This is a genomic window from Cupriavidus plantarum, assembly GCF_905397285.1.
In the GTDB taxonomy this organism is placed as follows: Bacteria; Pseudomonadota; Gammaproteobacteria; order Burkholderiales; family Burkholderiaceae; genus Cupriavidus; species Cupriavidus plantarum.
This window is the reverse complement of record NZ_CAJPUX010000001.1, coordinates 792630-814966: the sequence shown is the minus strand read 5'-3', so window position 1 is coordinate 814966 and position 22337 is coordinate 792630. Positions and strand designations below refer to the sequence as shown.

The following is a 22337-nucleotide window of genomic DNA, read 5'->3' as shown; positions in this document are numbered from 1 at the left end:
GTTGCGCTGCTGACGGCGGGGTTTCTCGCCTATCTGCGGCCGGCGTTTATGGTCGATTTGACCAATATGGTGTTGGCTTGGTGCGGATAGGCGGACCGGGTCAGGACGCTTCCCCTTTGCTCTTCGCCTCCAGCACTTCCCAACGCTCCAGCGCTTCCAGCAATTCCATCTCGATCTCGTCATGGCGCGTCGCCAGCTGCGCGGCGCGGGCGGGATCGGTGGCGTAGAGAGAGCCGTCTTCGAGTTGGGTCGAGATGGTCTTCTGCTCGTCTTCCAGTGAGGCGATGCGCGCCGGCAGGCCGTCCAGTTCCCGCTGCTCCTTGTACGACAGCTTGACCGTGCGATTCGCCCCGCGCGTGTCGCGCGTGTTCTGCGACTTCGCGGGCTCGGCGGGCTTCTGCTCCGCCTGGCGCGCCGACTGCAATGCCGCCGCGCGCGCGCTTTGGGCTTCCCAGTCGGAATACCCGCCGACCGACTCCCGCCAGAGACCGTCCCCTTCCGCGGCGATCGTCGAGGTGACCACGTTGTCGAGGAACGCGCGGTCGTGCGAAACCAGGAAAACCGTGCCGCTGTAATCCTGCAGCAGCTCCTCGAGCAGTTCCAGCGTGTCGATGTCGAGGTCGTTCGTCGGTTCGTCGAGGACGAGCACGTTGGCCGGCCGCGCGAACAAGCGCGCGAGCAGCAGGCGGTTGCGTTCACCGCCGGACAGCGACTTGACCGGCGAACGCGCGCGCTCGGGGGCGAACAGGAAATCGCCGAGGTAGCTCATCACGTGCTTGCGCTGGCCGTTGACCTCGACCCAGTCGCTACCCGGGCTGATGGTGTCCGCAAGCGAGCGTTCGAGGTCCAGTTGCGTGCGCATCTGGTCGAAGTACGCGACCTGCAGGTTGCTGCCGTTGCGCACCGTGCCGCTATCCGGCGCGAGTTCGCCGAGGATCAGCCGCAGCAGCGTGGTCTTGCCCGCGCCGTTCGGCCCGATCAGGCCAACCTTGTCGCCGCGCATGATCGTCCCCGTGAAATCTCGCACGACAGTCTTGTCGCCGTAAGCCTTGGAGACATCGACGAGCTCGGCCACGATCTTGCCCGAGCGGTCCGCCTGGGAAACCTCGAGCTTGACGTTGCCCTGCACCTCGCGGCGTTCCGCGCGCTCCGAGCGCATGGCCACGAGCCGCTGGATCCGCGCCACGCTGCGCGTGCGGCGGGCTTCGACACCCTTGCGGATCCATACCTCTTCCTGCGCGAGCAGCTTGTCGAACTTGGCCTGCTCCACCGCTTCCGCCGCCAGCAGGTCCGCCTTGCGCACCTGATACGCGGCAAAGTTGCCGGGAAACGAAACCAGACGGCCGCGGTCGAGTTCGATGATGCGGGTGGCCACGCGATCGAGAAACGCGCGATCGTGGGTAATCAGCAGCACGCTGCCACGGAAACCGAGCAACAGGTCCTCGAGCCAGCGGATGGCCGCGACGTCGAGGTGGTTGGTCGGTTCGTCGAGCAGCAGGATATCGGGCTCCGCCACGAGACCCTGTGCAAGGGCCACGCGCTTCTGCAGCCCACCGGACAGCGCATCGACGCGCGTATGCGGATCCAGGTTCAGTCGCGCGAGCGTCGTTTCGACCTTCGTGCGCAACTGCCACGCATCGGCGGCATCGAGTTCGGACTGGAGCCGATGCAGCTCGGCCAGCGTGGCTTCGTCCTGATGCGTTTCGAGCTTCGCGGCCACGGCTTCGTAGCGCACGAGCAGGTCGTGCGCCGCGCCCATGCCCTGTGCAACGGCTTCGAACACGGTAATGCCCGGCGCAAATTGCGGCTCTTGCGGCACATACGCCGTGGTCACGCCGCTCTGGCGCGCAATCAGGCCGTCGTCGGGCGCGGAGAGGCCGGCGACGATCTTGAGCAGCGACGACTTGCCGGTGCCATTGCGGCCGATCAGGCCGACGCGTTCGCCAGCTTCGAGCGAGAAATCGGTGTGATCAAGGAGTGCGACGTGCCCGAACGCGAGTTGGGCATCGGTAATGGAGAACAGGGCCATGGAGTTTGACGGTGCATGCGTACGGCGTGGCCCGGATTGTAGACGAGCGGGCTGGCGAGCCGGCAAAAGCCGGGCGGCGAGGATCGCGCGACCGGCAATGCCAAAAAGAAAAGGCCCGTTCGATGACGGGCCCAAGAGTCTCTCCTCGGTGCCCTGCTCGCAAGGCACGACTGAAGCATACCCAGAGCAATGCGCGCAAATAAGTCGGACAACTCCGTAAGGGAAAGCCCCCGTCAACCGGAACACGCGCCGACCGTTGCATGCCCGCACGCGTTTCGTTTGCGACGGTTGTGTCACAGCGCTCCGGCATGGAACAATTCGAGCCTGTCGCCCTGGTCAGCGACACTCCCTCGCAGCAAGCAGCAAGCAGCAAGTACCGATCCCCAGCAGCACGACGCAAACCAGAGCCGGACACATCCGGCCGGACGTGATCACACCATCTGCGGATGGCATCGTTTCACTTTATTCGGACGGGTGAATATCCATGAACTCATTGGTCTTCCCGCGCCGGCTGGCCGCGCGCGCGCGCGCTGTACGCGCCGCGCTTTCGCTGGCCGCCGCCACGTCGGCGCTGCTGCCGATGCTGTGGTTCACCGCCGCGCACGCGGCGTCGGCGTCGAGCGTGCCACCCGGCAACTCCGTCGTGCAACGCATCCAGCTGACCGGTGCGATCCGGATCGCGCACCGCGAAAGCTCGGTGCCGTTCTCGTTCGTTGCCGACGGCAAGCCGATGGGCTATGCGGTGGACCTGTGCCTTCGCGTCGCCGAATCGCTGCGCACCGCGCTCAAGATGCCGCAGCTTCGCGTGGAGTACGTGCCCGTGTCGCCGGCCAGCCGGATTCCGGCAATCGTCGAAGGCAAGGCCGATCTCGAGTGCGGCTCCACGACGAACAACCGTGAGCGCCGCGAGCTCGTGGCCTTCACGGTGCCCCACTTCATCGCGGGCAGCCGCATGCTGGTGAAGACGGACTCCGGCCTGCACAAATGGAACGACCTGCGCGGCAAGACCGTGGTCTCGACCACGGGCACCACGCCGCTCGTGCAGGTGCGCAAGATGAACGAGTCCGGCGCGCTGGGCTGGAAGATCGTCGAAGCGAAGGACCATGGCGAAGCGTTCGCGATGATCGAGTCGGGACGCGCCGATGCGTTCGTGATGGATGACGTCCTGCTCTACGGGCTGCGCGCCAACGCGAAGACGCCCGCGCAGTTCACGGTCACCGGCGATCTGCTCACCATCGAACCGTATGCGATCATGCTGTCGAAGCACGATGCCGAGTTCAAGAAGCTCGTGGACAAGGCGATCGTCGCGTCCATCTACGATCAGGAAACGCAGAAGCTGTATCGCAAGTGGTTCCAGTCGCCGATTCCGCCGAATGGCATCACGCTCGACATTCCGATGAGCTATCTGCTGCGGGACTCGTTCAAGTTTCCGAGCGACAAGGTGTCGGACTGACACGACCCGCGGCGTTTCGCTGAGACAGTTGTGTCACGGCGTTGGGCCGTGGAAGAATCGCCCGGACTATCCTTCTGGAGTCTGGAGCGACGATGACACGTTGGCATGTTTGCAGGCCTCGCGTGGCGGGCCTGCTCACCGCAGTCTGCTGGGCCGCGCAGGCGGCTCCATCTGCCCCGGTGGCACCGGTGGCACCGGTGGCCCCAGCGGCCCCAGCGGCCCCAGCGACGCAGAAAGCCGGCGTGCGCGCCACCGCCGGTTCGGTTCTGCAGCGAATTCGCCAGTCCGGCACCGTGCGCATTGGCTATCGCGAGTCGGCGGTGCCGTTTTCGTATCTGGTCGACGGCAAGCCCGCGGGTTACTCGATCGATCTGTGCATGCGCGTCGTCGCGGCCATTCGCCATAGGCTCGCAATGCCCGCGTTGCCGGTGTCATGGGTACCCGTCACGCCGAATACGCGCGTGGCCGCCATTGCGGACGGCACCGCGCATCTGGAATGCGGGACGACCACCAATACGCGAGAGCGCCGCGAGCGTGTGGCCTTCACGATCCCGCATTTTCTCGCGGGCACGCGCATGCTGGTCAAGACGGCATCCACCATCAACGACTGGACCGATATTCGCGGCAAGACCGTTGCGCTCGCGGCGGGCGCCACCTCGCGCGCCGCCGTAGAAAGGCTGCGGCAGACGCATGCCGTGGATGTGAACATACTGGAAGTGGGCGAGGTCAACGACGCACTGGCGCTGCTAGATGCGGGTCGCGTGTACGCCGTGGTTGCTGGCAACGTGCAACTGGCCGGGCTGGCCGCGGCGGCGAAGGATCCCAGCCAGTATGCCGTGCGGGGCGCGATGCTCGACATAGAGCCCTACGCGATGATGCTGCCGAAGGACGATGCCGAGTTCAAGACGCTTGTGGATCGTACGATGATGGCGTCGATTCACGAGCGGGAGATCCATCAGCTCTATCGCAAATGGTTCCAGTCGCCGATTCCGCCGCGCGGTGTCACCCTGAATGTGCCAATGGGCTACCTCTTGATGGAGTCTTTCCGGTTTCCGAGCGACAAGGTGGCCGATTGATGTGCCTCACAGCAGCAGAAACGAGATATCGGCAGGCGTGATGCGTGAGACCGGCGTGCCTTTGCGGCGCTGGAACAGCACGTGTTCGAGCACGCGGTCGCGATGCTCGGCGAAGGTCTTCGGCTCGAAGTGCAGGGCGGACGTGGCGTAGTGTTCGGCGAGCAGCTTGTACACACGATGCCGCACGAGCAGCATCTCGTTATCCGCCTGGAGCCGCGCGATGTCGGCGTCGCGATCTTCCTCGATCTGCCGCATGCTTACGACCACGCGGGCGTGCATGCCGCGATAGCGGTCGATCTCCGCGTGCGCCTTGCGCAGTTCCTCGCGCAGGTTGCGCATCTCCTGCATCGTCTTCAGGTTCTGCTGCACGCCACGCTGGATGCGATTGGCTTCCTCGAGGGCATGGTCGGCGGCCGCGATCGTGTTCTGCCAGACGCCCTCATCCGGGTCCTCGTTCGTGCTCTCGCCCACGACCCCGTGCCCGATTTGGTTTTCCACGCCGACGGCCCGCGAAGCCGGCCAGACCGTAGCCGGATCGTTATCGTTCCGCATACCCGCTCCCCTGAATTTCTGTCGCTTCGCCCGGCGGTTGTTATGCGTGCCGGTGGTCGAAGCGTGCTGCCGCGACTGGCTCGGCTCTGGCCGATGTTGTAATTCCTACCGACGATTCAACCGTCCTCCGTGTTGGGGCACAACCACCCCAAGGGAGGGTAACCGGTACGCCGAAAGCGCTTGCGTTCACGAGAGGGCTCGGGTCGTTTGGGGGGCCGGTTTGTGAAGCGCACGCATAATACGAGGCATAAGCGCCGCTTTCGCCCCTTTATCGGATGCCGTTGCCATGAATGGATATGTTCTGCTCGCCCTCGCCATCGTCGCCGAGGTCATCGCTACCAGCAGTCTGAAGGCTGCCGGGAATTTCACGCGGCTCTGGCCGAGCGTGCTCGTCGTGACGGGCTATGTCGCGGCCTTCTGGCTGCTCATGCAGGTCATGAAAACGGTACCGGTCGGCGTGGCCTACGCCATCTGGAGCGGCGCGGGCATCGTGCTCGTGACGCTGATCGCGGCCGTGCTATATCGGCAGGTGCCCGATCTGGCGGCTTGCGTCGGTATTGGTTTGATCATTGCCGGCGTGGCGGTGATCCAGTTGTTCTCGAAATTCTCGCACTGAGTGGCGCGAGTCCGCCACGACCGGGCTCAGCCGCGCGGCGGCAGCGTGCGCAGCAGGCGGTTGACCTGTGCGATGGTGTCGCATTCGTCGGCGCCGCGCTGGCGGCGGTGATCGATGATGTCGAGGATCACGCGAATCTGACCGTTCTTCTGGTCGCACCCTGGCTTGTTCGGATCGTTGCAGACGACCTCGATCTCGCTACGCAGGCTCTCCTGCACGATGTCGAGCATCGCCGTGCAGCCAGACGTGTCGGCGAGCCCGGGATCGGGGGCCACAGCCAGAGCCTGCGCGGCGAGCATGCCAGCCAGTACCGGCAGGCTGCGATGGATCGTCTTCAGTAAGTGCATAACATGCGCGAATTCAGTCGGGCGCGGCCACGGTTCGAACGAACATGGCCGCGTGAAGCCGACATCATAGCCGGTCGTCGGGCAGATAACGGAAAACGTGGGAATCGGAAATGGACGATTGCGTGCGGTAGCGCGCGAACCATGGTCCCGCCGACAGGAATCGAACCTGTATCTAGCGCTTAGGAGGCGCTCGTTCTATCCATTGAACTACGGCGAGCGGACCATCGCCCCCGTTGCCGGGAGCCGGGGCGGAGTATAGCAAAACGAGGGGCGCCGGGTTGCGAAAAAGGCCCGCCGGTGTAGGGTTGCTTCCTTATGCGGCAAACACGACGTCGAACAGCGATGTCGGAATGAGGCCGCGACCCAGCTGTTTTGCCGCCAGAGCCATATTGAGTTCATACAGCTGCCGCACCCCGGGCACCGGCACGGCGACCCGCACCCTTAGCGTTCCGGTGTCGAGGTCCTGATACACGGTCATGGATCGCATGGCGAGGCGGCGCTCGCACAGGACGTCGTTTGCTGTCTGCAGATGTGTGGCCACGATGTCATCGGCCACGCCGAACTCGCGCGACATAGTCATGATGGCGCGCGCCCTCTCCTGCGCGCCCTCGATCTCGCAGACGGCGACCACGCGCCGGGTCGTCATGGTGACGACGGTAAGCTTGACGCCATCCAGCCTCTCGACGAGCGAGGCGTTCGTCATGGTGAGGCGGCGCTACGCCGCTTGTAGCAGCCGTGCCAGCGTGTAGGACTGGCCGACCTCGCTTTTGCGCAGCAATACCTGCCACCGTTTCCCGACGATGTCGCCGAGGGCGAACGCCTGCTCGCGGAGAAGCTCGCGGTCTACAGTGCCCTTGTAGAGCAACCGTCGTCCTGCCTGATCCGCAGTCATATCGAACCGTCGCCCCTCGGGTAGCAGAAACAGATACCCTTCGACTTCCACTTCGCTTTCGATGCCCGGCTCGCCATTCCACTCGCCTGCCTCGCGCGCGGCCTCAGTGCTATCAAAACTGGCGATGGCCGCTTCGAGATCCTTCTTGCGGGATGCGAACTGATGCCACGCGATGGAGTCCGGACTCATAGTCGCGAGGAAGCCATTCACCTCCCCAAGGTCGGCCTGAAGCCACGCAAGATTGCCGGGCAAAATCATCGTCTTCCCCCATCCTGTCCAAATGCTGTTGTGCAGCCAGATCGAAACTCTCGGCAAGCGGTATCCGCAATATGCCTTTCCATTGCAGATTGATACGCTCACCGCTTAGGGCGCCATGAGCGTCGCCGGCTGCGCGGGGTTCGATCCCACGTATGGCGGCAGCACGCCAGACGTGTTGAAAGGTGGAATTCTCGTTTGCATCCTGGCCCTCCTGCATCGTTGTCATGGGGTTGTCAACTCGCTGGGGGCGCGCGAATCGTGTGGCGAGATGATGGCACGAATGGGGCGCCAAAAACGAAACGGAAACAAACTGCCACATGCCGGGCACCTTTGGACACATTGCCTGGGGAACGCGCCACCGCCAGGCGGAGCGGCTTGGCACTGAACGCGCGCACAGCGCCGTCGGAAACCTCCGATCACATCGCCCCAACCGCCGTGCCGGATTCCATCGTCACGCCAGCCGGCAGCATGCGGCGCAGCAGCAGAAGGGCCACCTGCATGCCGGCGCGCGGGTGGCGGAGGCAGGCTTCGACTTGTTCGCTGCGGGCGACGCCGCGGACGCACCAGGTGCAGAAGTGTTCGCAGTTGTTCGTGAGCAGGTGGTAGCGGTCTTCGCCGAGGCGGGAGCGGGCGCGGTGGACGGCCTGGGCGCCGAGGTAGCGGGCGAAGGGTTCGGGCTTGACCGTGACGGGGTTGCCGTGCGCGAAGGCTTCCAGCGAAATTTCTTCGACCGGGGCGGCGTTGAGGGTGTCGCAGTAGCCGCCATAGTGGATGACGCGGCCGCGGCCGACGTAGATGCCGTGGTGGGAGTAGCCGTCCCGTGCGGTGACGAGGTGCGTGCCGGGCAGGTAAGCGTCGATGGGTTGCATGGCGGTCTCGGGCGTTGGTTGTTGTTCGTTGGCTGGCGTCACCCTTTTTGCATCAAGCGTGCCAGCGGGGGCGACCGGGACGCAGGGCCCGCAGCGGCGGGAGCTGGCGCGCTGGTGGCGGGCATTGGCGGGCGGTGGGGCGCGTCGCCGGTTGTGAATGGGGATGGCGAGTGGTCGGTGGCGACCCAACAGTTGCGGCACGACGTGTTGGGCCGGCGGCGACCGTTTTGCGCGATGGAGACCGATGGCGGCGACAAGCTGCCCTAGAATCCGCGCCGGGCCTGGGTCTGGGGCGCCCTGCCCCGGGACCGCCGTTTGGCATGCCGTTTGCTCTAACTCCGGCACCGACATACGACACGACTGGAGACCCATCATGGCCACCCTGACGATCAAGGACCTTGCCGTCCGCCGCGAACTCGATTTCCGCGCGATGTCCTGCGTGCGCGGCGGCGGCGCGCAGTGGGTGTTTGGCTGGATTCAGCCTTACGTCGCGCCGCGCGCGAGCGCCATGGCTCCTGTCGTGAACTTTTACGAGATCAATTACAGCTTCTATGCTGAACAGATGAACAATCAGTTCCAGAACATCGACGTCCGCAACGACGCGCCGAACTCCACGATCAGCGTCGATGCGGGCCAGGGTGCGAAGAACAAGGGCCGGCTGGTCTGAGCCGGCGTTATGCTGCCCCGGGGGGCGGCGCTTGCGCGGGGCCGCTTTCGATCCGCGCCGGAGAGCACCGTGACCTGCGCTACGCAATTCCGCTGGACCTCCGCCGCCTGTACCGACGTCGGACTGGTCAGGGAACGCAATGAAGACGCCTGCTTCGATGCCCCCGAGCGCGGCATCTGGGCGGTTGCCGACGGCATGGGCGGCCATGCCGTGGGCGACTTCGCCAGCCGCACGATCGTGCAGGCGCTCGAGGCGATGCCCCCCGCGCAGGAACTCGACGACGCGGTGGCCACCGCGCGCACGACGCTGCAGGCGGTCAACCAGGTGCTGATCGACGAAGCGGCGCGCATGCAGGTGCGCGTGATCGGCAGCACCGTCGTGGCGCTGATGGCCTGCGAGCGGCGATGCGCGTGCCTGTGGGCCGGCGACAGCCGGCTCTATCTCTATCGCGATGGACATCTCAAGCAACTCACGCGCGACCACAGCCAGGTGGAGCGCTTGCGCGCGCGCGGGCTCATTACCGCCGAGCAGGCGCGGCGGCATCCGGCGCACAACACGATCACACGCGCGGTAGGCGCGGCGGCTTCGCTGAGCCTCGAAGATCTGCAGGTCGAGATCGGCGATGGCGACATGTTCCTGCTGTGCAGCGATGGCCTCAGCAACGAAGTCGAGGATCCCGCGATCGCCGAGGCGATGGCGTGCGGCGATTGCGCATCGGCCGCGCGCGAACTCGTCGATCTCGCGCTGGCCAATGGCGGGCATGACAACGTGTCGGTGATCGTGATCCGGGCCGAGGATATCGGAGGCGGTTCCGATCGAACGCTGCTGAACCCGGAGGTCTGACCCCCTACTTCCCGTCCGCCTGACGTCCCGCCCGGAAATCCTTCGAGTGGATGCCATGCTTCTTGAGCAGCATCTGCACGTGCGAGCGGTTCATCTCGAAACGACGCGCCAGTTCGGCCACCGTCCCCCCAACCTCCTGCAACCCGCGTTCGAGAAACGCGCGCTCGGCCTCGTCGCTGGCCGCGCGCTTGGCCTCGCTGAGCGACGTCGGCACCGGCGCATCGATCCCGGCCGCGACCTTGGCCTGCGCCGCTGGGCCCGGACGAATATCGGGCGGCAGATGCGCGAGATCGGCGGTATCGCCGGCCAGGCAGGACAACCGGTACATCAGGTTGCGCAGTTCCCGGATATTGCCGGGATAACCGTAGTGCAGCAGGAAGTCGCGCAGCCGCGGCGTGAGCTTCACGGGCCGGCGCTTCAGCTGACCCGCCGCTTCGTCGCCGAAGTAGGCGACCAGCAGCGGAATCTCGTCGCGGCGTTCACGCAGCGCGGGCAGCGACACATGAATCACACTGAGCCGATAGAACAGATCTTCGCGGAACGTCCCATCCTGGCTCATGCGCCGCAGATCCTTGTTGGTCGCGGCGACGATGCGCGTGTCGACGGCAATTACCTCGTCCGAACCCACGCGCTGGATTTCATGCGCCTCCAGTACCCGCAGGAGCTTGACCTGCCCTGTCAGCGGCAGTTCGCCGATCTCGTCGAGGAAGATCGTACCCGTATGCGCGCTCTCGAACTTGCCCTTTCGATCGTTGCTCGCCCCCGTGAACGCCCCCTTGCGATGGCCGAAGAGCTCGGACTCGAGCAGGCTGTCGGGAATCGCGCCGCAGTTGACGGAGATGAACGGCCGCTCCACGCGCGAACCGTTGGCGTGAATCACCTTCGCCATCAATTCCTTGCCGGTGCCGCTTTCGCCGTCGATCAGCACAGGCAGATCGGTGGGCGCCGCCTTCTCCGCGATCTCCAGCGCTTCGAGCAGCCTCGCGTTGTCCCCGAACGTGCCTTCGAACACGAAGCTCCGCTCCAGCAGTGCCTGACGGCGCTCGCGGGAAGATTGGGCGATGGGTTCGACCTCGGGTGCCAACTCCCGCGGTATCTCCTCGGCCGCAACGCCCTCCTTCGCCGCCGCCTGCACGAAGCGCTCGCGATGCGAAAGGCCCATGACTTCGTCCCGCAGCGACGTGGCCTGCTTGAGCAGCTTTTCGATCTCGGGGCGTTCGAGCCGCGACGACCAGCGTAGCGTCGAGCGGAGGATCTCGAGACGCTCGATGAGCCCCGCGAAGGATACCGTGGACGTGGTCAGGCGCGAGCCAAACGAGGCGGCCGATAGGGACGTCGACGTGGCGGTGTCGTTCTGTGCATCGTCCGAGGATGGCGCCGGTCGCCCGGGATTGAAGAGTTTCATGCCGCGCTCAGTTGTTTCTGCACCAGCTGGTAGTACATGCCCCGCCGCTCGAGCAGTTCCTCGTGCCGCCCCTGCTCGACGATCGCCCCCTCGTAGAGCACGAGGATCTTGTCCGCCTGCATGATCGTGCTGAGCCGGTGCGCGATGATCACGGCCGTTCGTCCGCGCAGGATGTCGTGCATGTTCGCGAGGATGTTGCTCTCCGATTGCGTATCGAGCGCCGACGTGGCTTCGTCGAACACGAGCAGCCGGGGATCGTGATACAGGGCGCGCGCGATGCACAGCCGCTGGATCTGCCCGCCCGACAGCCCGATGCCGCGCTCGCCCACCACCTGCTCGTAGCCGAGCGGCAGCTTGGAAATGAACGCATGCGCATCGGCCATCTTGGCCACCTCCTCGATGCGGCGCCGATCGGCCGCATCGTCCCCGCAAGCAATGTTCTCCGCTACCGTGCCCGAGAACAAGAGGTTGGTCTGCATCACGTAGCCGACCTGCGCGCGGAAGAACTCCGTATCGATCACGTTGAGGTCGTAGCCATCGATGCTCATCGTGCCCTCGCTCGGCTTGTAGAAGCCCACAAGCAGCTTGGCCAGCGTGGTCTTGCCCGAGCCGCTGCGCCCGACGATCGCCACCATCTCGCCCGCGCGGACGTGAAAGCTGATGTTCTCGAGCACGTACTGCGTCTCGTCGCCGCCATAGCGGAAGTACACCCCATCGAACCGGATGTCGCCCTGCAGATCCGGAAGCATCACGCGCGACGCCACGTCCTGCGGCCGCTGCTCGGGTTCGAGATCGAGCACGTCCCCAAGCCGCTCCATCGCGACCCCCGCGTCGTTGAGCTGTCCCCACAACGCGACGAGGCCCATCAACGGCGCGAGCACGCTGCCCATGAAGGCATTGAAGGCGATGAGCTGCCCGATGGTAAGTTCGCGCTCGAGCACGAGCGTGGCCCCGACCCATAGCACGGCGATCGTGGTCGCAGCGTTCAGCAACTGACTGACGAGGCCGACGAGGATATGGAACGACTGCGCCTGATACTGCCGGTCCAGCGCCTTCGCATACTTGCGCTCCCAGCGCAGCCGCACGGCGCGCTCGATACCCATGCCCTTGACGGTCTCCGCGCCGCCGAGCGTCTCCATCAGGTAAGCCTTGGCATCCGTCGAAGCCGTGAAGACGTCGCGCGCGAATGTCTTCAGGCGTGGTGTGACAATCACGGTCAGCGCCGCGATCGGGATGACGAACGCGATCAGCAGCAGCGTCAGCTTGACGTTGTAGACGAACATGATGCTGAAATAGATGAACACCATCAGCAGGTTCAGCGCGGTCGTGACCGTCGATTCCGTCAGGAACGCGCGGATCGTCTGGTTCTCCTGAAAGCGCGCGAAGATGTCGCCGGTCTTGCGCTTCGCGAAGAACGACAAAGGCAGCGCGAGCGTGTGCTTGAAAAAGTGCGACATCATGGCGAAGTCCATGTTGCGCACCATGAAGTTCGCCAGGTACGCCCGGATGGTCGCCATCAGCTGCGTGAACACGTTGGAGATGATCAGCCCGACGATCAGCAGATGCAGCAGTCCCACGTTCTGATGCACGACGACGCCGTCGAGGATGTTCTGGATGATCAGCGGCGGCACGACGCCCAGCAGCTGGATCACGAACGTGGCAAGGAACAGGTGGGCCAGAATGCGCTTGTACGGCGACAGATAGCTGATGAACCGCAGCCAGGGCGACCGCGCCACCGCCAGCTGGGCCATCGATTCGCCCGCCGTAAACAACAGGCAGGTGCCACTCCACCCGCGCTCGAACTCCTCGGTACTCATCTTGCGGAAACCGAGCGCGGGATCCGCGACCCACACATGGTGCGGCGAGATGCCGTACACCACGACGTAGTGATAACCCTCCCAGTGCACGATGAACGGCAGCTCGAAGCCGAGCAGCGCATCGCGTGTACATTGCACCCCTCGCGTGGTGAAGCCCAGCGACTCCCCGGCCCGCGCGAGACTGTCGAGCGTGGCGCCCGCCGTGGTCACGTTGGCGAGTTCGCGCAGCTTGCCGAGCGTCAGCGTCAAGCCATGGTGGCGGCAGATCATGGCGAGGCAGGCCGCGCCGCAGTCCATCTCCTCCGCCTGCTCGACGAGCGCGAAGCGCCGGATCACGCGTTCGCCGAACTCGGGCTTCGAATGCAGATCGAGCAGCACCGGCCGCTTGCGCCGCTCGGCCAGCTTCTGCTGGCGATGCAGCTCGCGGTCGATCACGCGAATACGTTCCTCGAGCACCTCGCGCAGCTTGGCGTTGCGCTCGAGAATCAGCTGCACGGTCTTCTCGGGTATCACCAGCAGCCGGACATCGGTCTCCGCGATGGCGGACGCGATCTGCTCCTGCCGCATGACGCACGCGCGCTCGCCGAAGATGTCGCCCTGCCCGAGCGTGGCGAGCGGATAGGTCTCGCCATCCTCGGTACGCACGATGCGCACGGTCCCCTGGCGCACGATATAAAGCCGCCGATCGTCGCGGCCGTCCTGATGCAGGATCTCGCGGCCCGCCGTCACGCGCTTGACGCCCACGCTGCGCACGGCGTCCTCGAGCTCCGAGCGATCGAGCTTGCCGCGGAGGTCGAACAGCCGCGCCACGAAGCCGCCAGCCGAGCTAATCGCCACGTAACTCGTGATGAACGCCAGCGCGGCCGGGTTCGCGGCTACCACTGCCTCGCTGACCGCGCGCGGTATGCACAGGAGTTCGGTCTTGCCGGAGGCGCGCACGGACGACTCGTGGCGATACTCGCGCAGCATGGCGATATCCGCGAAGACCTCACCGGTCTTGCGAACGCCCATGCTGACCTCCTTGCCGTGCTCCTCGTTGAACACGCGCACGGAGCCGCTACGGACAATGAACAGGCCATCGGCCGGTTCGCCGGCGTTGCATACCGTATCGCCGAAACCGAACGACAGCGTGCGCGCGCTGGCCGCAAGGCGTTCGAGTTCGGCGCGCGTCAGCGGCGACAGGATCTCGACCGTTGCGAGGAAGTCAACCAGAGCGCCGAGCGCGGGGGCCGCGACGTCAGCGCCGGGCCCGGCGTTGGTCGCGGAATCGCTAACGGGCTTCGATGACATGTTCCTGCGCCCTCGCCATCAGCCACTCTTCGCGCAACCGCCGGCGCACTTCCACCGCCACCTCGTCATCGAGCCGCGCGGGATGCTTGGCCCGCACCAGAAACACCTCGAAGAACGAGCGGTCGGCGGCCGGGAACGGACCCAGGAGATCGCCGGCCTCCGCGTTGAACACCTTGGCCTCGATATCGCTCTTGAGTGAGCCGCGCAGGACCTTGCCGATCTCGCCGCCCTGCTCGCGCGTATCGGCGATCGAATGCTCTCGCGCCATGTCGGCGAACGCATCGGGGTCGTCCTGCAGATACGACACGAGCTCGCGGGCCTTGCCCTCGCTGTCGACGACGATATGGCTCACTTCGATGCTGTCGAACTTCGGGGAGTTGAGCTGGAAATAGGTCTCGACGGCCGCATCGTCGCAGACGCGCGCCATCATCTTCTCCTGATAGAGGCTGTCCGTGATGAAGCGCTCGAACTCGTCGAGGCTGATGCCCAGCGCATCGAGGTAGTGGTTCATGTCCGCCGCGCGATGTAGCCCCTGTACGCGCCGGAACTGATCCGCGCGCGCCTGAATTTCCTCCGGCGTCAGCGTCAGGCCCTGCCGCCGCGCCGCGTGCACGGTCAGCTTCTCGCGCACGAGTTGCTCGACGATGCCTTCGAACTGCCCGGTCAGCTTGAGCACACGGATGAATTCGTCGACGTCGATCACTTCCTCGTCGATTCGCACGATGGCGGTCATCGCATCCTCCCCTTGGTTCTCGTAAGCGGGCTAGCCGGCCACCTGCCGGAACGGATCGAGCCCGAGATCGATCAGGCGCCGCTCGCGGACCACGATCTCCGCGGTGGCGGTCATGCCGTAGCGCAGCGGATACTTCTGATCCGCCACGGTGTAGTAGTCCTGCGCGAGCCGCACGCGCCCTTCATAGACTGGCTGCTTGTCCGGGCCCGATGGCTTGGTCGCTGGCGAGATGTACTCGAGCGTGCCCGCGATCAGACCGTAGCGCTGAAAGGGAAACGCGCTGAACTTGAGCTTGACGGGCAGCCCCTCGCGCAGGAAGGCGCGATCCCGTTCGGCGATCTCCACGCGCAGCACGGGCCGCGCATCCTTCGGCGCGATGCCGCCGAGGGGCGCGTTGGCCTGGACCTTGTCGCCACGCTGCGTCGACGTGACATCGGTGATCACGCCGGACGTCGGCGCGAGAATCAGCAGGAAGTTGTCCTTGTCGATGTTCTCGAACTTGATGCGCGCCGCGGCTTCCGCCACGAGCCGCGCGGTCTGCACCTGCAGCCGCAGCTTGTCCTCGGTGCTGCCAATCTCCCGCATCTGGGCGTCGTACTGAATGCGCAGGTTGGCGAGGTCCTGCCCGCTACCCTCGAGATCCGCGCTGGCCTGCGTGTATTCGCGCGCCAGCCGCGCATCGAGTTCCGCCAACCGCGATTGGGCGACACGCAGACCGTTCTCGGCCTCCTGCGCCGAGGCGCGCTTGGCTTCCACCTGCGCCTGCGACACGCCCCCGCCGCCGGGCAGCGCGAAGAGCCGCGCATAGCGGTCCTGCTCCTGCCTGGCGAAGTCGCGCGCGCGCCGTGCGTTCTCGAGGTTGCTGCGCGCCTCCTGCAACTGCGCGCGCTGCTGCTCGGCGAGCCGCGTGGTGCCTTCGGCCATGCGGTTCTCGTGCTGGCGCGTACCGACTTCCAGCTGCTGCTTGAGCGCGGCCGCGCGGCGTTCCATCAACGCCTTGCGCTCGGGGAACTGCCGCCATTCCCGCTCGGAATCCTCGAGCTTGAGTTGCGCTTCCAGCGCCTTGGCGGCTGCCTCGATCGCTCCGCGCGCATTGAGGCGCGCGAGCACGTCGTCCTTCGAGACGGGCTGGCCCTCGGCCACATAAAGATCGGCGAGCTCGCCATCGACGGGCGCATAGAAGCGCCGCACCTCGGACTCCGGCGCGAGCGTACCTTGCGCGGTGACGATGACATCCGCATGCCCGATGAACGACCACAGCAGCGCGCAGAGCACGAGCGCGGCCGTCGCGACGATCGTCAGCATCGTCAGCCGCGAGGGCTCGGCGGTCAGCAGCGCGATGCCTTCGGCGCTGTGGTCGTCGAGTGCCTCGTGCAGCGGACGCAGGCGGTTCTCGTCGTTCATCGCCGCCCTCCCGGCGAGGCCGCCACGGTGGCCGTGGGGCTCGGCTCCCCGACGAGCGCTAGCTTGGCCTTGAGCACGGCAGGATCGAGCACCATGCGAAGGTCGTTGAGCGAGCGCCTTTGCAGGTCGACTTCGGCCTGGATGTCGTCCCGCACCTTGCTCCACTGGGATATCTCGTCGGCTTTCAGTTGCGCGTAGATGCGCAGACCCTGCCGCGCATCGGCCTGCGCATCGGCCAGCAGCTTCGCCTGCGCGCGGAACTTCGCCGAGACGCCCGCCTCCAGCCGTTGTTCGCCGCCGATCAGACCATTGTTGCGATACTGCCGCCACGCCGTCGCCGCGCGATTGAGCAGCAGGTTCGCGCGCCGCAGCGCCGCCTCCCGGATGGCATTGACATCGCCATCGATCGCGCGCACGTACCAGGCATCGCCATCGGGATCGAGCATCGCGTGCAGCGCCAGCAGCTGGTCCTCATATCCCGCGGTCCCTCTCGCGCGCGGCAGCGCCGCATACTGGTCGAGCACCTGCCGCTTGTGCGCGATGTCTTGCGCGAGTTCCTCGCTCCATGGCCCGGCCTCGATCTTGCCCAGCGCGCCGATCGCGGCCTCGCCCTCGCCGCGAGCCCAGCCCTGGGTTGCAGCGAGGTAGTGCTCGGCGATCGATGCGGCCGGCAGCTTTTCGGCGGCGAGCTTGTCGTAGGCCACGCGGAACGGCGGCGTGCTGAAATGCACCGCGGCCATCTGCGCGGCAAGCGGCCCGACCATGCGGTTTCGCAGCGCCTGAATTAGCGCGATGTACTGCTTGAGGTCCGCTTCGGTCGCATCGAGCCCCGCAAGCCGCGGATACTTGTCGCGGTACTCGGCCAGCATGGATTGCAGCGCTTCCGGCTGCTCGCGGCCCAGCTCGGTGGCGATGGATGCGTTGAGCCGTTCGATCGCGCCGAGGTACACGGCATCGTCGTTCTGCAGCTTGCGCAAGGCGCTGAGCGTTCCCGCATAGGTCTCGGCAAACACCGGCACCGTGTTCGCGATGCGGTCGAGGGCGCGTTGGTGCGCCTTCGCGTCTTGCTCCCAGTGCGCAAGCAGCCGGCGGATATCGCCTTCGTCGCGATAGAGCCGGATGCGGGCATCGTCGCCGCCGCGCTCGGCCGCAAAGCGGCTCACGCTGCCAACCCACGCCAGCTCGTCGATCAGCGCGCGCGCGTCGGTATTGTGCCGACTCGTGCCGCGCATGTGCGCGAGCGTGGTTTCGGCGCCGACGAAGTCCTTCGCGCGCAGCTTGTCGATCCATCCCGGCACGTACGCGTCGAGCATCGCTTCGGTGCCGATGGCCTGGTATTTCGGATCGCTCGGATGCCGCGCGAGATACTCGTCGGCGACCTCCGCCGCGCGCGCATACTCATGGTCGGCCATCAGCCGTTCGAGCGAGCGGTCCGGCGCGCTGCGCCAGTAGAGTCCGCCGCCCACGAGCCCGAGAGCGACCACCACGGCTACCGTCCACTTCATGGCGCGGTTGGCCTGAGCGCGGTCGCGAAGGCCCAGCGTGCGTGCGATCTCCGCGCACATCAGCGCCGTGCGTCCGGGCTTGCGCGCGGGAGCGGCATGCGCGCCGGCTTGCGCGGCATGGCTCGCATCCGGCATCGGCTCGAGGTTGACTTCATCCTCCTGCCGGGCCGCGTAGTCGACGCAAAAGATGTCGAGGAACGAGTCCGCCGCACCGACGAAGGTGGTCTTGTCGAGGTCCTCTTCGATGGGCGGCGGCACATCGGCCGGCGCGCCCGACGGAGAAACTGCAGCCGAAACGGCGTGCGGCCGGCTCGCCGTGATCGACCGCGTGGCGGTCGCATCGCCATCCTCATGGCGCGCGATATCGAGCCGATACACGAAGTGTGTGCCGCCGAAGGCCAGCACATCGCCCGCCTCCACACGCACGGCGTGATCGCCGAGCCGCGCGCCGTTGACGAACGTGCCGTTGGTGCTGCCCAGATCCTCGATCCACGGCGCACCGCCCTTCAGATAGAGATGCGCATGCCGCCGCGACAGATAGTTGACCTGATGCGGATAGGCGTCGCGATAGCGCGCGAACGTATCGTCGGCCTTGCTGACGAGAAACGGAAAACCCGTGATGACGATGGGCTGCAGGCCGACGTCCTGCCGCATCGGCGTCAGGCAGGCGACGAGCCCCGTCTGCTGCACCGGCGCACGCGGATAGAGCTTCACGCGGTAGGACAGCTCCGCGCCGAAGCTCAGTTCGTCGCCATCGCGCAATGCGGCAGGCTGCTGCGCGACCACCGCGCCATTGACGTGCGTGCCGTTCTTGCTGCCGAGGTCGGCGACATACACCGCGCCGTCTTCGGAGAAGATGCGCGCGTGCCGGCGCGACAACACCGACGTGGCGTCGGTCGGATACGCCGCGAACGGTGCTTCCCCGCGGCCTATCGCGAACAGATCCTCGCCGATGCGAATCTCGCCGAGATCCGGCCGCGACAGCGGGACCAGCAGGATGTCGAACGCATGGCTGGCGTAGGGATGCGGATCCACCTTTGCCGGCACGTCCATGATCAGGGCATCGTCGCGCGTCATGTTTCCAGACAACCAACAGTCGGGCCAGTCAGGCCACACGCACGCGAGACGGGCGAGAGGCGGGATGTCACGAGTAAGAACATAGTAGGCGACGCTCTGGCTGAGTCAACGGCTCACTGCGGTGCGCCGACGATGGTGCTGACAGGGCCCTCCGCTGGCGCATTGCGCACCTGCTCGGGCGGCCATCCGCCACCGAGTGCCTTGTAAAGCGTGACGGTGTCCGAAAGAATCTGTTGGTGAACTTCCAACAGCGCCAGCTGCGCGGTCAGCAGCGAGCGTTCGGTCTCGAAGACCTCCAGTTGCGAGACCACACCCTCCCTCAGTTGCGCCTCGATCTGCGCGGAGACCACGCGCAGCTGGTCCACCTGCTGCTGCAGTTCGATGCGCTGTTTCTTGTGCGCATCCACGTTGACGAGCGCGTTCTCCACCTCTTCGAACGCGGTCATCACGGCGCGGCCATATTCGTTCTCGGCCACGCCGATGCCGGCCTCGGTCGTCTTCACGCGCGCGCGGATGTTTGGATCGAGCATCGGCAGGTTGATGCTGGGCATGAAGCCGAACGTGAACGACTTGAGCAGGTCCGACAGCGCGAAGCTCGCGGTGCCGCCGCGCGCGGTCAGGCTGATGCTCGGGAGCTGCGCGAGCCGCGCCTGCCCCACGATGTTGTACGCGGACAGCACGCGGTATTCGGCCGCCACGATATCGGGCCTGCGCGCGAGCAGCTGCGACGGCAGCCCTGCTGGCACCACGGGCAGCTTCACGCGATCCTGCAGACGGCCGACGGGCACCTTGAGTTCGCCGGCGGGGACGCCGACCAGCGTGGCCAGCGCATTCTCCGCCACGTTGCGCGATCGGCGCAGTTCGATAAGGTCCTTCGTGAGCCGGTTGATTTCCGCCTGCTGCTGCATCACGCGGATCTGCGGCACGAGGCCGTTGGCGTACATCGCCTTGTACGTGGAGAGGATTTCGTTATTGCGGCCGACCGTGCGCGACTGCTGATCGATCTGTTCGTCGAACTGAAGAATCTGGAAGTAGGTGATGGACACGCCGGAGACCAGCGTCAGGTATCCCGCGCGCCAGTCGGCCTCCGTCGCGCGGAACTCCGCGGTCTGCGCCTGCACGCCCTTCTCCACCTTGCCCCATACGTCGATGTCCCAGTTGACCTGCGCACCAAGGTTATATGTGCGCGTCAGCGGCTGGCCGGTGGTCTTGTCGAAGCTCGCGCCCGCGCCGATATCGAACACCGGCAGCGCCCCCGCGCGCGCTTCGCCGATCTGCGCGTTGGCCACGCGGATGCGCGCCGCCAGCACCTTGATGTCGTAATTGCCCGCGAGCGCGCGCGCCACCAGCGCGTCGAGGTACGGATCCTGGAAGCCCTGCCACCAGTTCGGCACGATCGTCTCGTCCGGCGACACCGTGACCACGTCATCGCGCGACCATGCGGCCTTGGCCGGCGTTTCCGGACGCTTGTACTCAGGCGGCCGGAAATCCGCGCAACCGGCGACGGCCAGCATCGTCATCGCGGTCAGCATGGAAACAGCGGAACGGGAAACGTAGGACACGATGTCCTCCTGCGGAGCCTGGCAGCGGCGCGGTGCTTCGCGTTGCGGCCAACTGTATTGTGGTTCGGCAAAACCGGATTGGGAAAAGCGAGGCAAAAAAATTGCCGGGGCGGAGGTGTCCCCGGCATCAAGCTCCCCGTGCGGTGATGACTTCGATACCGCCTCTTCTGTCAGTGCGTCGTGTCGATCAGCGATACACCGTGTTGCTGGCGTTCTGATTCGTGTTCACGTTGTTCGACAGGTGGTCCTGGAACGCCGAGCCGTTGGCGAACATATTGTTCACTTCCTGCATCTGCTGGTTCGACTGCGTGATCTTGGTCGTCGAGTCGAACGACAGCTTCACAGGGTGATACACCGACGTGAACGGGGCCCAGTTGAAGCCCGTGCCGCCGCGAACGGCTTGCATGCCCTTGGCATCGAGGGTTTCGGTGACGGACAGGTCGGTGATGGTCAGCGTGGTCATGGCAATTCTCCTTGAGAGATTTGGGTGCTACGTGGTTTCAGGTTTGAGCATCGGGTTGGTGTCGCGCTCGGTCCTGATATCGCAGCAAGCGTGCCAGCGGCGGGGCCATGACCTGAAATCATCCGCAACGCCTTGAAAACACGGGGAAAGCGGGAGGTTTTGGCGTTTGGATGCCCGGGACCGGAACCTCTCCTGTGATGGTGCCGCGCCAACAGTCTGCGCGCGCGGTGTTGGCGACCATCCGACATCTCTCATCGCACGTAGATCGTGATCTTTTTCGAGTACACCGCCGGCGTGGTGGGGATGTGCTTCTCGTCGCCCATCAGCAGTTGCAGCGTGTGCTTGCCCGGCGGCAGTTCGATCGTGGTCTCCGTCTCGCCGGCGCCAAAGTGCAGATGATTGCGATCGTTCGGAATCTCCTTGTCGAGGGGCGGGAGGTCGGCATCGATCAGCAGATGGTGGTGTCCCGTGTTCGGGAACTTGACGTCCTTGGGCGCCACGCCCATGTTGCGCAGTCCGAACCAGACTTTGATGGGCTTGCCGGCGGGAAAGGTCTGCTGATCGTTCGGGTAGCCGATATAGAGGTACGCGCCTGCGGGCGCCGGCGTCGGGCCGCCCGTCTTCGCTGCCGCGCCTTGCGTTGGCTTGCTGGAGCGACCGTGATGGGATGACTTGTCGGCCGCGGCCTGCGGCGCACTCCCCTGCGCGAACGCCAGCCCGGTCGATGTGACCAGCGCGGCGGCAAGTGTCAGGGTGAGAGCGGTCAGCGTGAGGGCGCCAGCGCGAGCGCGGTGGCGTCCCGTGGCGGAAACGTGATCGGTCGGCTTGGTCATGGCGTGACTCCCCAACGCGCACCTTGGTGCGCTAGCGCACGGTGATCGTGATCTTCTTCGAGTAAATCGGTGGCTCGAACGGGATGTGCTTGCTGTCGCCCATCAGCAACTGCAGCGTATGCTTGCCGGGCGGCAACTCGATGCGGGCATCGGTCTCACCCGCGCCGTAGTGCAGGTGGTTGCGATCGTTGGGGATTTCCTTGTCCATCGGCGGAAGATCCACGTCGACGAGCAGGTGGTGATGACCGCAATTGGGCCGCTCGATGCCCTTGGGGCAGACGCCCATGCCCTTCAGGCCCATGCGAACCCACAGCTTGCCGCCATCGATCACGGCGCCGTCGGCGGGCCAGATGATGTACGCCTCGGCATTGGCGGGCGCGGGCGTGGGTGTGGAGAGCGAAGGGAGCGCGGCCAGCAGCGATGCCGCCAGCGCATGGCGCAGGAATCGTCGGGACATACACGCTCCTCCCTGTCGTTCTTGGTGGACCTTGTGACGCGGTGCGCTCGTCGACGTGTCCTACAGCGTAGGACGGATGACATGAAAAAGCGAACCCGTCACGCGGACGCCGGGCGCTGACCGCTGTGCTATCTTGAAACGAGCCGTGCAGGTCACGGCGGCTTCACAGCAGACTCAACGGAGCCTTCG

General features: G+C 65.6%; 20 protein-coding genes and 1 tRNA gene. 5 read left to right on the top strand and 16 right to left on the bottom strand.

Features of this window, described 5'->3' with window-relative positions; genetic code table 11:
* Positions 1 to 100 precede the first annotated feature (100 nt).
* Positions 101 to 2029: an ATP-binding cassette domain-containing protein gene (locus tag KHP16_RS03795; RefSeq protein WP_211959604.1), complete on the bottom strand. Its 1929-nt coding sequence runs from the start codon at positions 2027 to 2029 to the stop codon at positions 101 to 103.
* Between the two features lie 484 nt (positions 2030 to 2513).
* Here KHP16_RS03795 and KHP16_RS03790 point away from each other — a divergent pair, with 484 nt between their 5' ends.
* On the top strand, positions 2514 to 3482 hold the full coding sequence (locus KHP16_RS03790) for an amino acid ABC transporter substrate-binding protein (protein WP_211959603.1): 969 nt from the start codon (positions 2514 to 2516) through the stop codon (positions 3480 to 3482).
* Between the two features lie 92 nt (positions 3483 to 3574).
* Entirely contained in the window at positions 3575 to 4558 is a 984-nt protein-coding gene (locus KHP16_RS03785) for an amino acid ABC transporter substrate-binding protein (protein WP_211959602.1), read from the top strand.
* Between the two features lie 6 nt (positions 4559 to 4564).
* Here the strand turns inward: KHP16_RS03785 and KHP16_RS03780 are convergent, their stop codons facing one another.
* Positions 4565 to 5110: a hypothetical protein gene (locus KHP16_RS03780; protein ID WP_211959601.1), complete on the bottom strand. Its 546-nt coding sequence runs from the start codon at positions 5108 to 5110 to the stop codon at positions 4565 to 4567.
* Positions 5111 to 5396: 286 nt separating this feature from the next.
* Here KHP16_RS03780 and KHP16_RS03775 point away from each other — a divergent pair, with 286 nt between their 5' ends.
* Entirely contained in the window at positions 5397 to 5726 is a 330-nt protein-coding gene (locus tag KHP16_RS03775) for a DMT family transporter (RefSeq protein WP_211959600.1), read from the top strand.
* A 26-nt stretch (positions 5727 to 5752) separates the two neighbouring features.
* Here the strand turns inward: KHP16_RS03775 and KHP16_RS03770 are convergent, their stop codons facing one another.
* From KHP16_RS03770 to KHP16_RS03750, 5 genes are all read right to left on the bottom strand, one after another.
* Positions 5753 to 6073, bottom strand: a complete 321-nt coding sequence (locus KHP16_RS03770) for a hypothetical protein (RefSeq protein WP_109581723.1) — start codon at positions 6071 to 6073, stop codon at positions 5753 to 5755.
* A gap of 142 nt (positions 6074 to 6215) precedes the next feature.
* Positions 6216 to 6290: transfer RNA gene (locus KHP16_RS03765), tRNA-Arg, on the bottom strand.
* 96 nt (positions 6291 to 6386) lie between these two features.
* Positions 6387 to 6776: a hypothetical protein gene (locus KHP16_RS03760; protein WP_109581724.1), complete on the bottom strand. Its 390-nt coding sequence runs from the start codon at positions 6774 to 6776 to the stop codon at positions 6387 to 6389.
* A gap of 12 nt (positions 6777 to 6788) precedes the next feature.
* Positions 6789 to 7223 carry a hypothetical protein gene (locus KHP16_RS03755; RefSeq protein ID WP_211959599.1) on the bottom strand — a complete coding sequence of 145 codons (435 nt, stop codon included), beginning with the start codon at positions 7221 to 7223 and terminating at the stop codon, positions 6789 to 6791.
* A gap of 416 nt (positions 7224 to 7639) precedes the next feature.
* A complete protein-coding gene (locus KHP16_RS03750) occupies positions 7640 to 8092 on the bottom strand; it encodes a lecithin retinol acyltransferase family protein (RefSeq protein ID WP_109581727.1) in 453 nt (150 codons plus the stop codon).
* Between the two features lie 373 nt (positions 8093 to 8465).
* Between KHP16_RS03750 and KHP16_RS03745 the strand changes: the two genes are divergently transcribed.
* Complete coding sequence (locus KHP16_RS03745) at positions 8466 to 8759, top strand: hypothetical protein (protein WP_109581728.1); 294 nt, start codon at positions 8466 to 8468, stop codon at positions 8757 to 8759.
* Positions 8760 to 8828: 69 nt separating this feature from the next.
* Entirely contained in the window at positions 8829 to 9602 is a 774-nt protein-coding gene (locus KHP16_RS03740; protein ID WP_211959598.1) for a PP2C family protein-serine/threonine phosphatase, read from the top strand.
* A 4-nt stretch (positions 9603 to 9606) separates the two neighbouring features.
* Here KHP16_RS03740 and KHP16_RS03735 read toward each other — a convergent pair whose 3' ends face one another.
* From KHP16_RS03735 to KHP16_RS03695, 9 genes are all read right to left on the bottom strand, one after another.
* Positions 9607 to 11007: a sigma-54 interaction domain-containing protein gene (locus tag KHP16_RS03735; RefSeq protein ID WP_109581730.1), complete on the bottom strand. Its 1401-nt coding sequence runs from the start codon at positions 11005 to 11007 to the stop codon at positions 9607 to 9609.
* A complete protein-coding gene (locus tag KHP16_RS03730; protein ID WP_109581731.1) occupies positions 11004 to 14114 on the bottom strand; it encodes a peptidase domain-containing ABC transporter in 3111 nt (1036 codons plus the stop codon). Before KHP16_RS03730 ends, KHP16_RS03735 begins: the two co-directional genes overlap by 4 nt.
* Entirely contained in the window at positions 14095 to 14847 is a 753-nt protein-coding gene (locus tag KHP16_RS03725) for a peptidylprolyl isomerase (RefSeq protein WP_115953599.1), read from the bottom strand. The genes KHP16_RS03730 and KHP16_RS03725 overlap by 20 nt, the downstream gene beginning before the upstream one ends.
* 30 nt (positions 14848 to 14877) lie before the next feature.
* On the bottom strand, positions 14878 to 16251 hold the full coding sequence (locus KHP16_RS03720) for an HlyD family efflux transporter periplasmic adaptor subunit (RefSeq protein WP_109581733.1): 1374 nt from the start codon (positions 16249 to 16251) through the stop codon (positions 14878 to 14880).
* The gene (locus KHP16_RS03715) at positions 16248 to 18833 is read right to left on the bottom strand and encodes an FHA domain-containing protein (protein ID WP_211959597.1); all 2586 of its coding nucleotides are present in this window, start codon (positions 18831 to 18833) and stop codon (positions 16248 to 16250) included. Before KHP16_RS03715 ends, KHP16_RS03720 begins: the two co-directional genes overlap by 4 nt.
* A 113-nt stretch (positions 18834 to 18946) precedes the next feature.
* Positions 18947 to 20365 carry an efflux transporter outer membrane subunit gene (locus tag KHP16_RS03710; protein ID WP_109581735.1) on the bottom strand — a complete coding sequence of 473 codons (1419 nt, stop codon included), beginning with the start codon at positions 20363 to 20365 and terminating at the stop codon, positions 18947 to 18949.
* Positions 20366 to 20582: 217 nt separating this feature from the next.
* Positions 20583 to 20858: a hypothetical protein gene (locus KHP16_RS03705; protein WP_109581736.1), complete on the bottom strand. Its 276-nt coding sequence runs from the start codon at positions 20856 to 20858 to the stop codon at positions 20583 to 20585.
* A 251-nt stretch (positions 20859 to 21109) separates the two neighbouring features.
* Positions 21110 to 21625: a DUF4399 domain-containing protein gene (locus KHP16_RS03700; protein ID WP_407935191.1), complete on the bottom strand. Its 516-nt coding sequence runs from the start codon at positions 21623 to 21625 to the stop codon at positions 21110 to 21112.
* A gap of 97 nt (positions 21626 to 21722) precedes the next feature.
* A complete protein-coding gene (locus tag KHP16_RS03695; protein ID WP_211959596.1) occupies positions 21723 to 22148 on the bottom strand; it encodes a DUF4399 domain-containing protein in 426 nt (141 codons plus the stop codon).
* Between the last annotated feature and the right edge of the window lie 189 nt (positions 22149 to 22337).

Coding starts and splice junctions, on each gene's coding strand:
- KHP16_RS03725 (WP_115953599.1), bottom strand. CDS start 14,847: ATGACCGCCATCGTGCGAATCGACGAGGAAGTGATCGACGTCGACGAA.
- KHP16_RS03730 (WP_109581731.1), bottom strand. CDS start 14,114: ATGTCATCGAAGCCCGTTAGCGATTCCGCGACCAACGCCGGGCCCGGC.
- KHP16_RS03735 (WP_109581730.1), bottom strand. CDS start 11,007: ATGAAACTCTTCAATCCCGGGCGACCGGCGCCATCCTCGGACGATGCA.
- KHP16_RS03720 (WP_109581733.1), bottom strand. CDS start 16,251: ATGAACGACGAGAACCGCCTGCGTCCGCTGCACGAGGCACTCGACGAC.
- KHP16_RS03775 (WP_211959600.1), top strand. CDS start 5,397: ATGAATGGATATGTTCTGCTCGCCCTCGCCATCGTCGCCGAGGTCATC.
- KHP16_RS03695 (WP_211959596.1), bottom strand. CDS start 22,148: ATGTCCCGACGATTCCTGCGCCATGCGCTGGCGGCATCGCTGCTGGCC.
- KHP16_RS03745 (WP_109581728.1), top strand. CDS start 8,466: ATGGCCACCCTGACGATCAAGGACCTTGCCGTCCGCCGCGAACTCGAT.
- KHP16_RS03770 (WP_109581723.1), bottom strand. CDS start 6,073: ATGCACTTACTGAAGACGATCCATCGCAGCCTGCCGGTACTGGCTGGC.
- KHP16_RS03760 (WP_109581724.1), bottom strand. CDS start 6,776: ATGACGAACGCCTCGCTCGTCGAGAGGCTGGATGGCGTCAAGCTTACC.
- KHP16_RS03710 (WP_109581735.1), bottom strand. CDS start 20,365: ATGCTGACCGCGATGACGATGCTGGCCGTCGCCGGTTGCGCGGATTTC.
- KHP16_RS03715 (WP_211959597.1), bottom strand. CDS start 18,833: ATGACGCGCGACGATGCCCTGATCATGGACGTGCCGGCAAAGGTGGAT.
- KHP16_RS03750 (WP_109581727.1), bottom strand. CDS start 8,092: ATGCAACCCATCGACGCTTACCTGCCCGGCACGCACCTCGTCACCGCA.
- KHP16_RS03790 (WP_211959603.1), top strand. CDS start 2,514: ATGAACTCATTGGTCTTCCCGCGCCGGCTGGCCGCGCGCGCGCGCGCT.
- KHP16_RS03705 (WP_109581736.1), bottom strand. CDS start 20,858: ATGACCACGCTGACCATCACCGACCTGTCCGTCACCGAAACCCTCGAT.
- KHP16_RS03795 (WP_211959604.1), bottom strand. CDS start 2,029: ATGGCCCTGTTCTCCATTACCGATGCCCAACTCGCGTTCGGGCACGTC.
- KHP16_RS03780 (WP_211959601.1), bottom strand. CDS start 5,110: ATGCGGAACGATAACGATCCGGCTACGGTCTGGCCGGCTTCGCGGGCC.
- KHP16_RS03785 (WP_211959602.1), top strand. CDS start 3,575: ATGACACGTTGGCATGTTTGCAGGCCTCGCGTGGCGGGCCTGCTCACC.
- KHP16_RS03755 (WP_211959599.1), bottom strand. CDS start 7,223: ATGATTTTGCCCGGCAATCTTGCGTGGCTTCAGGCCGACCTTGGGGAG.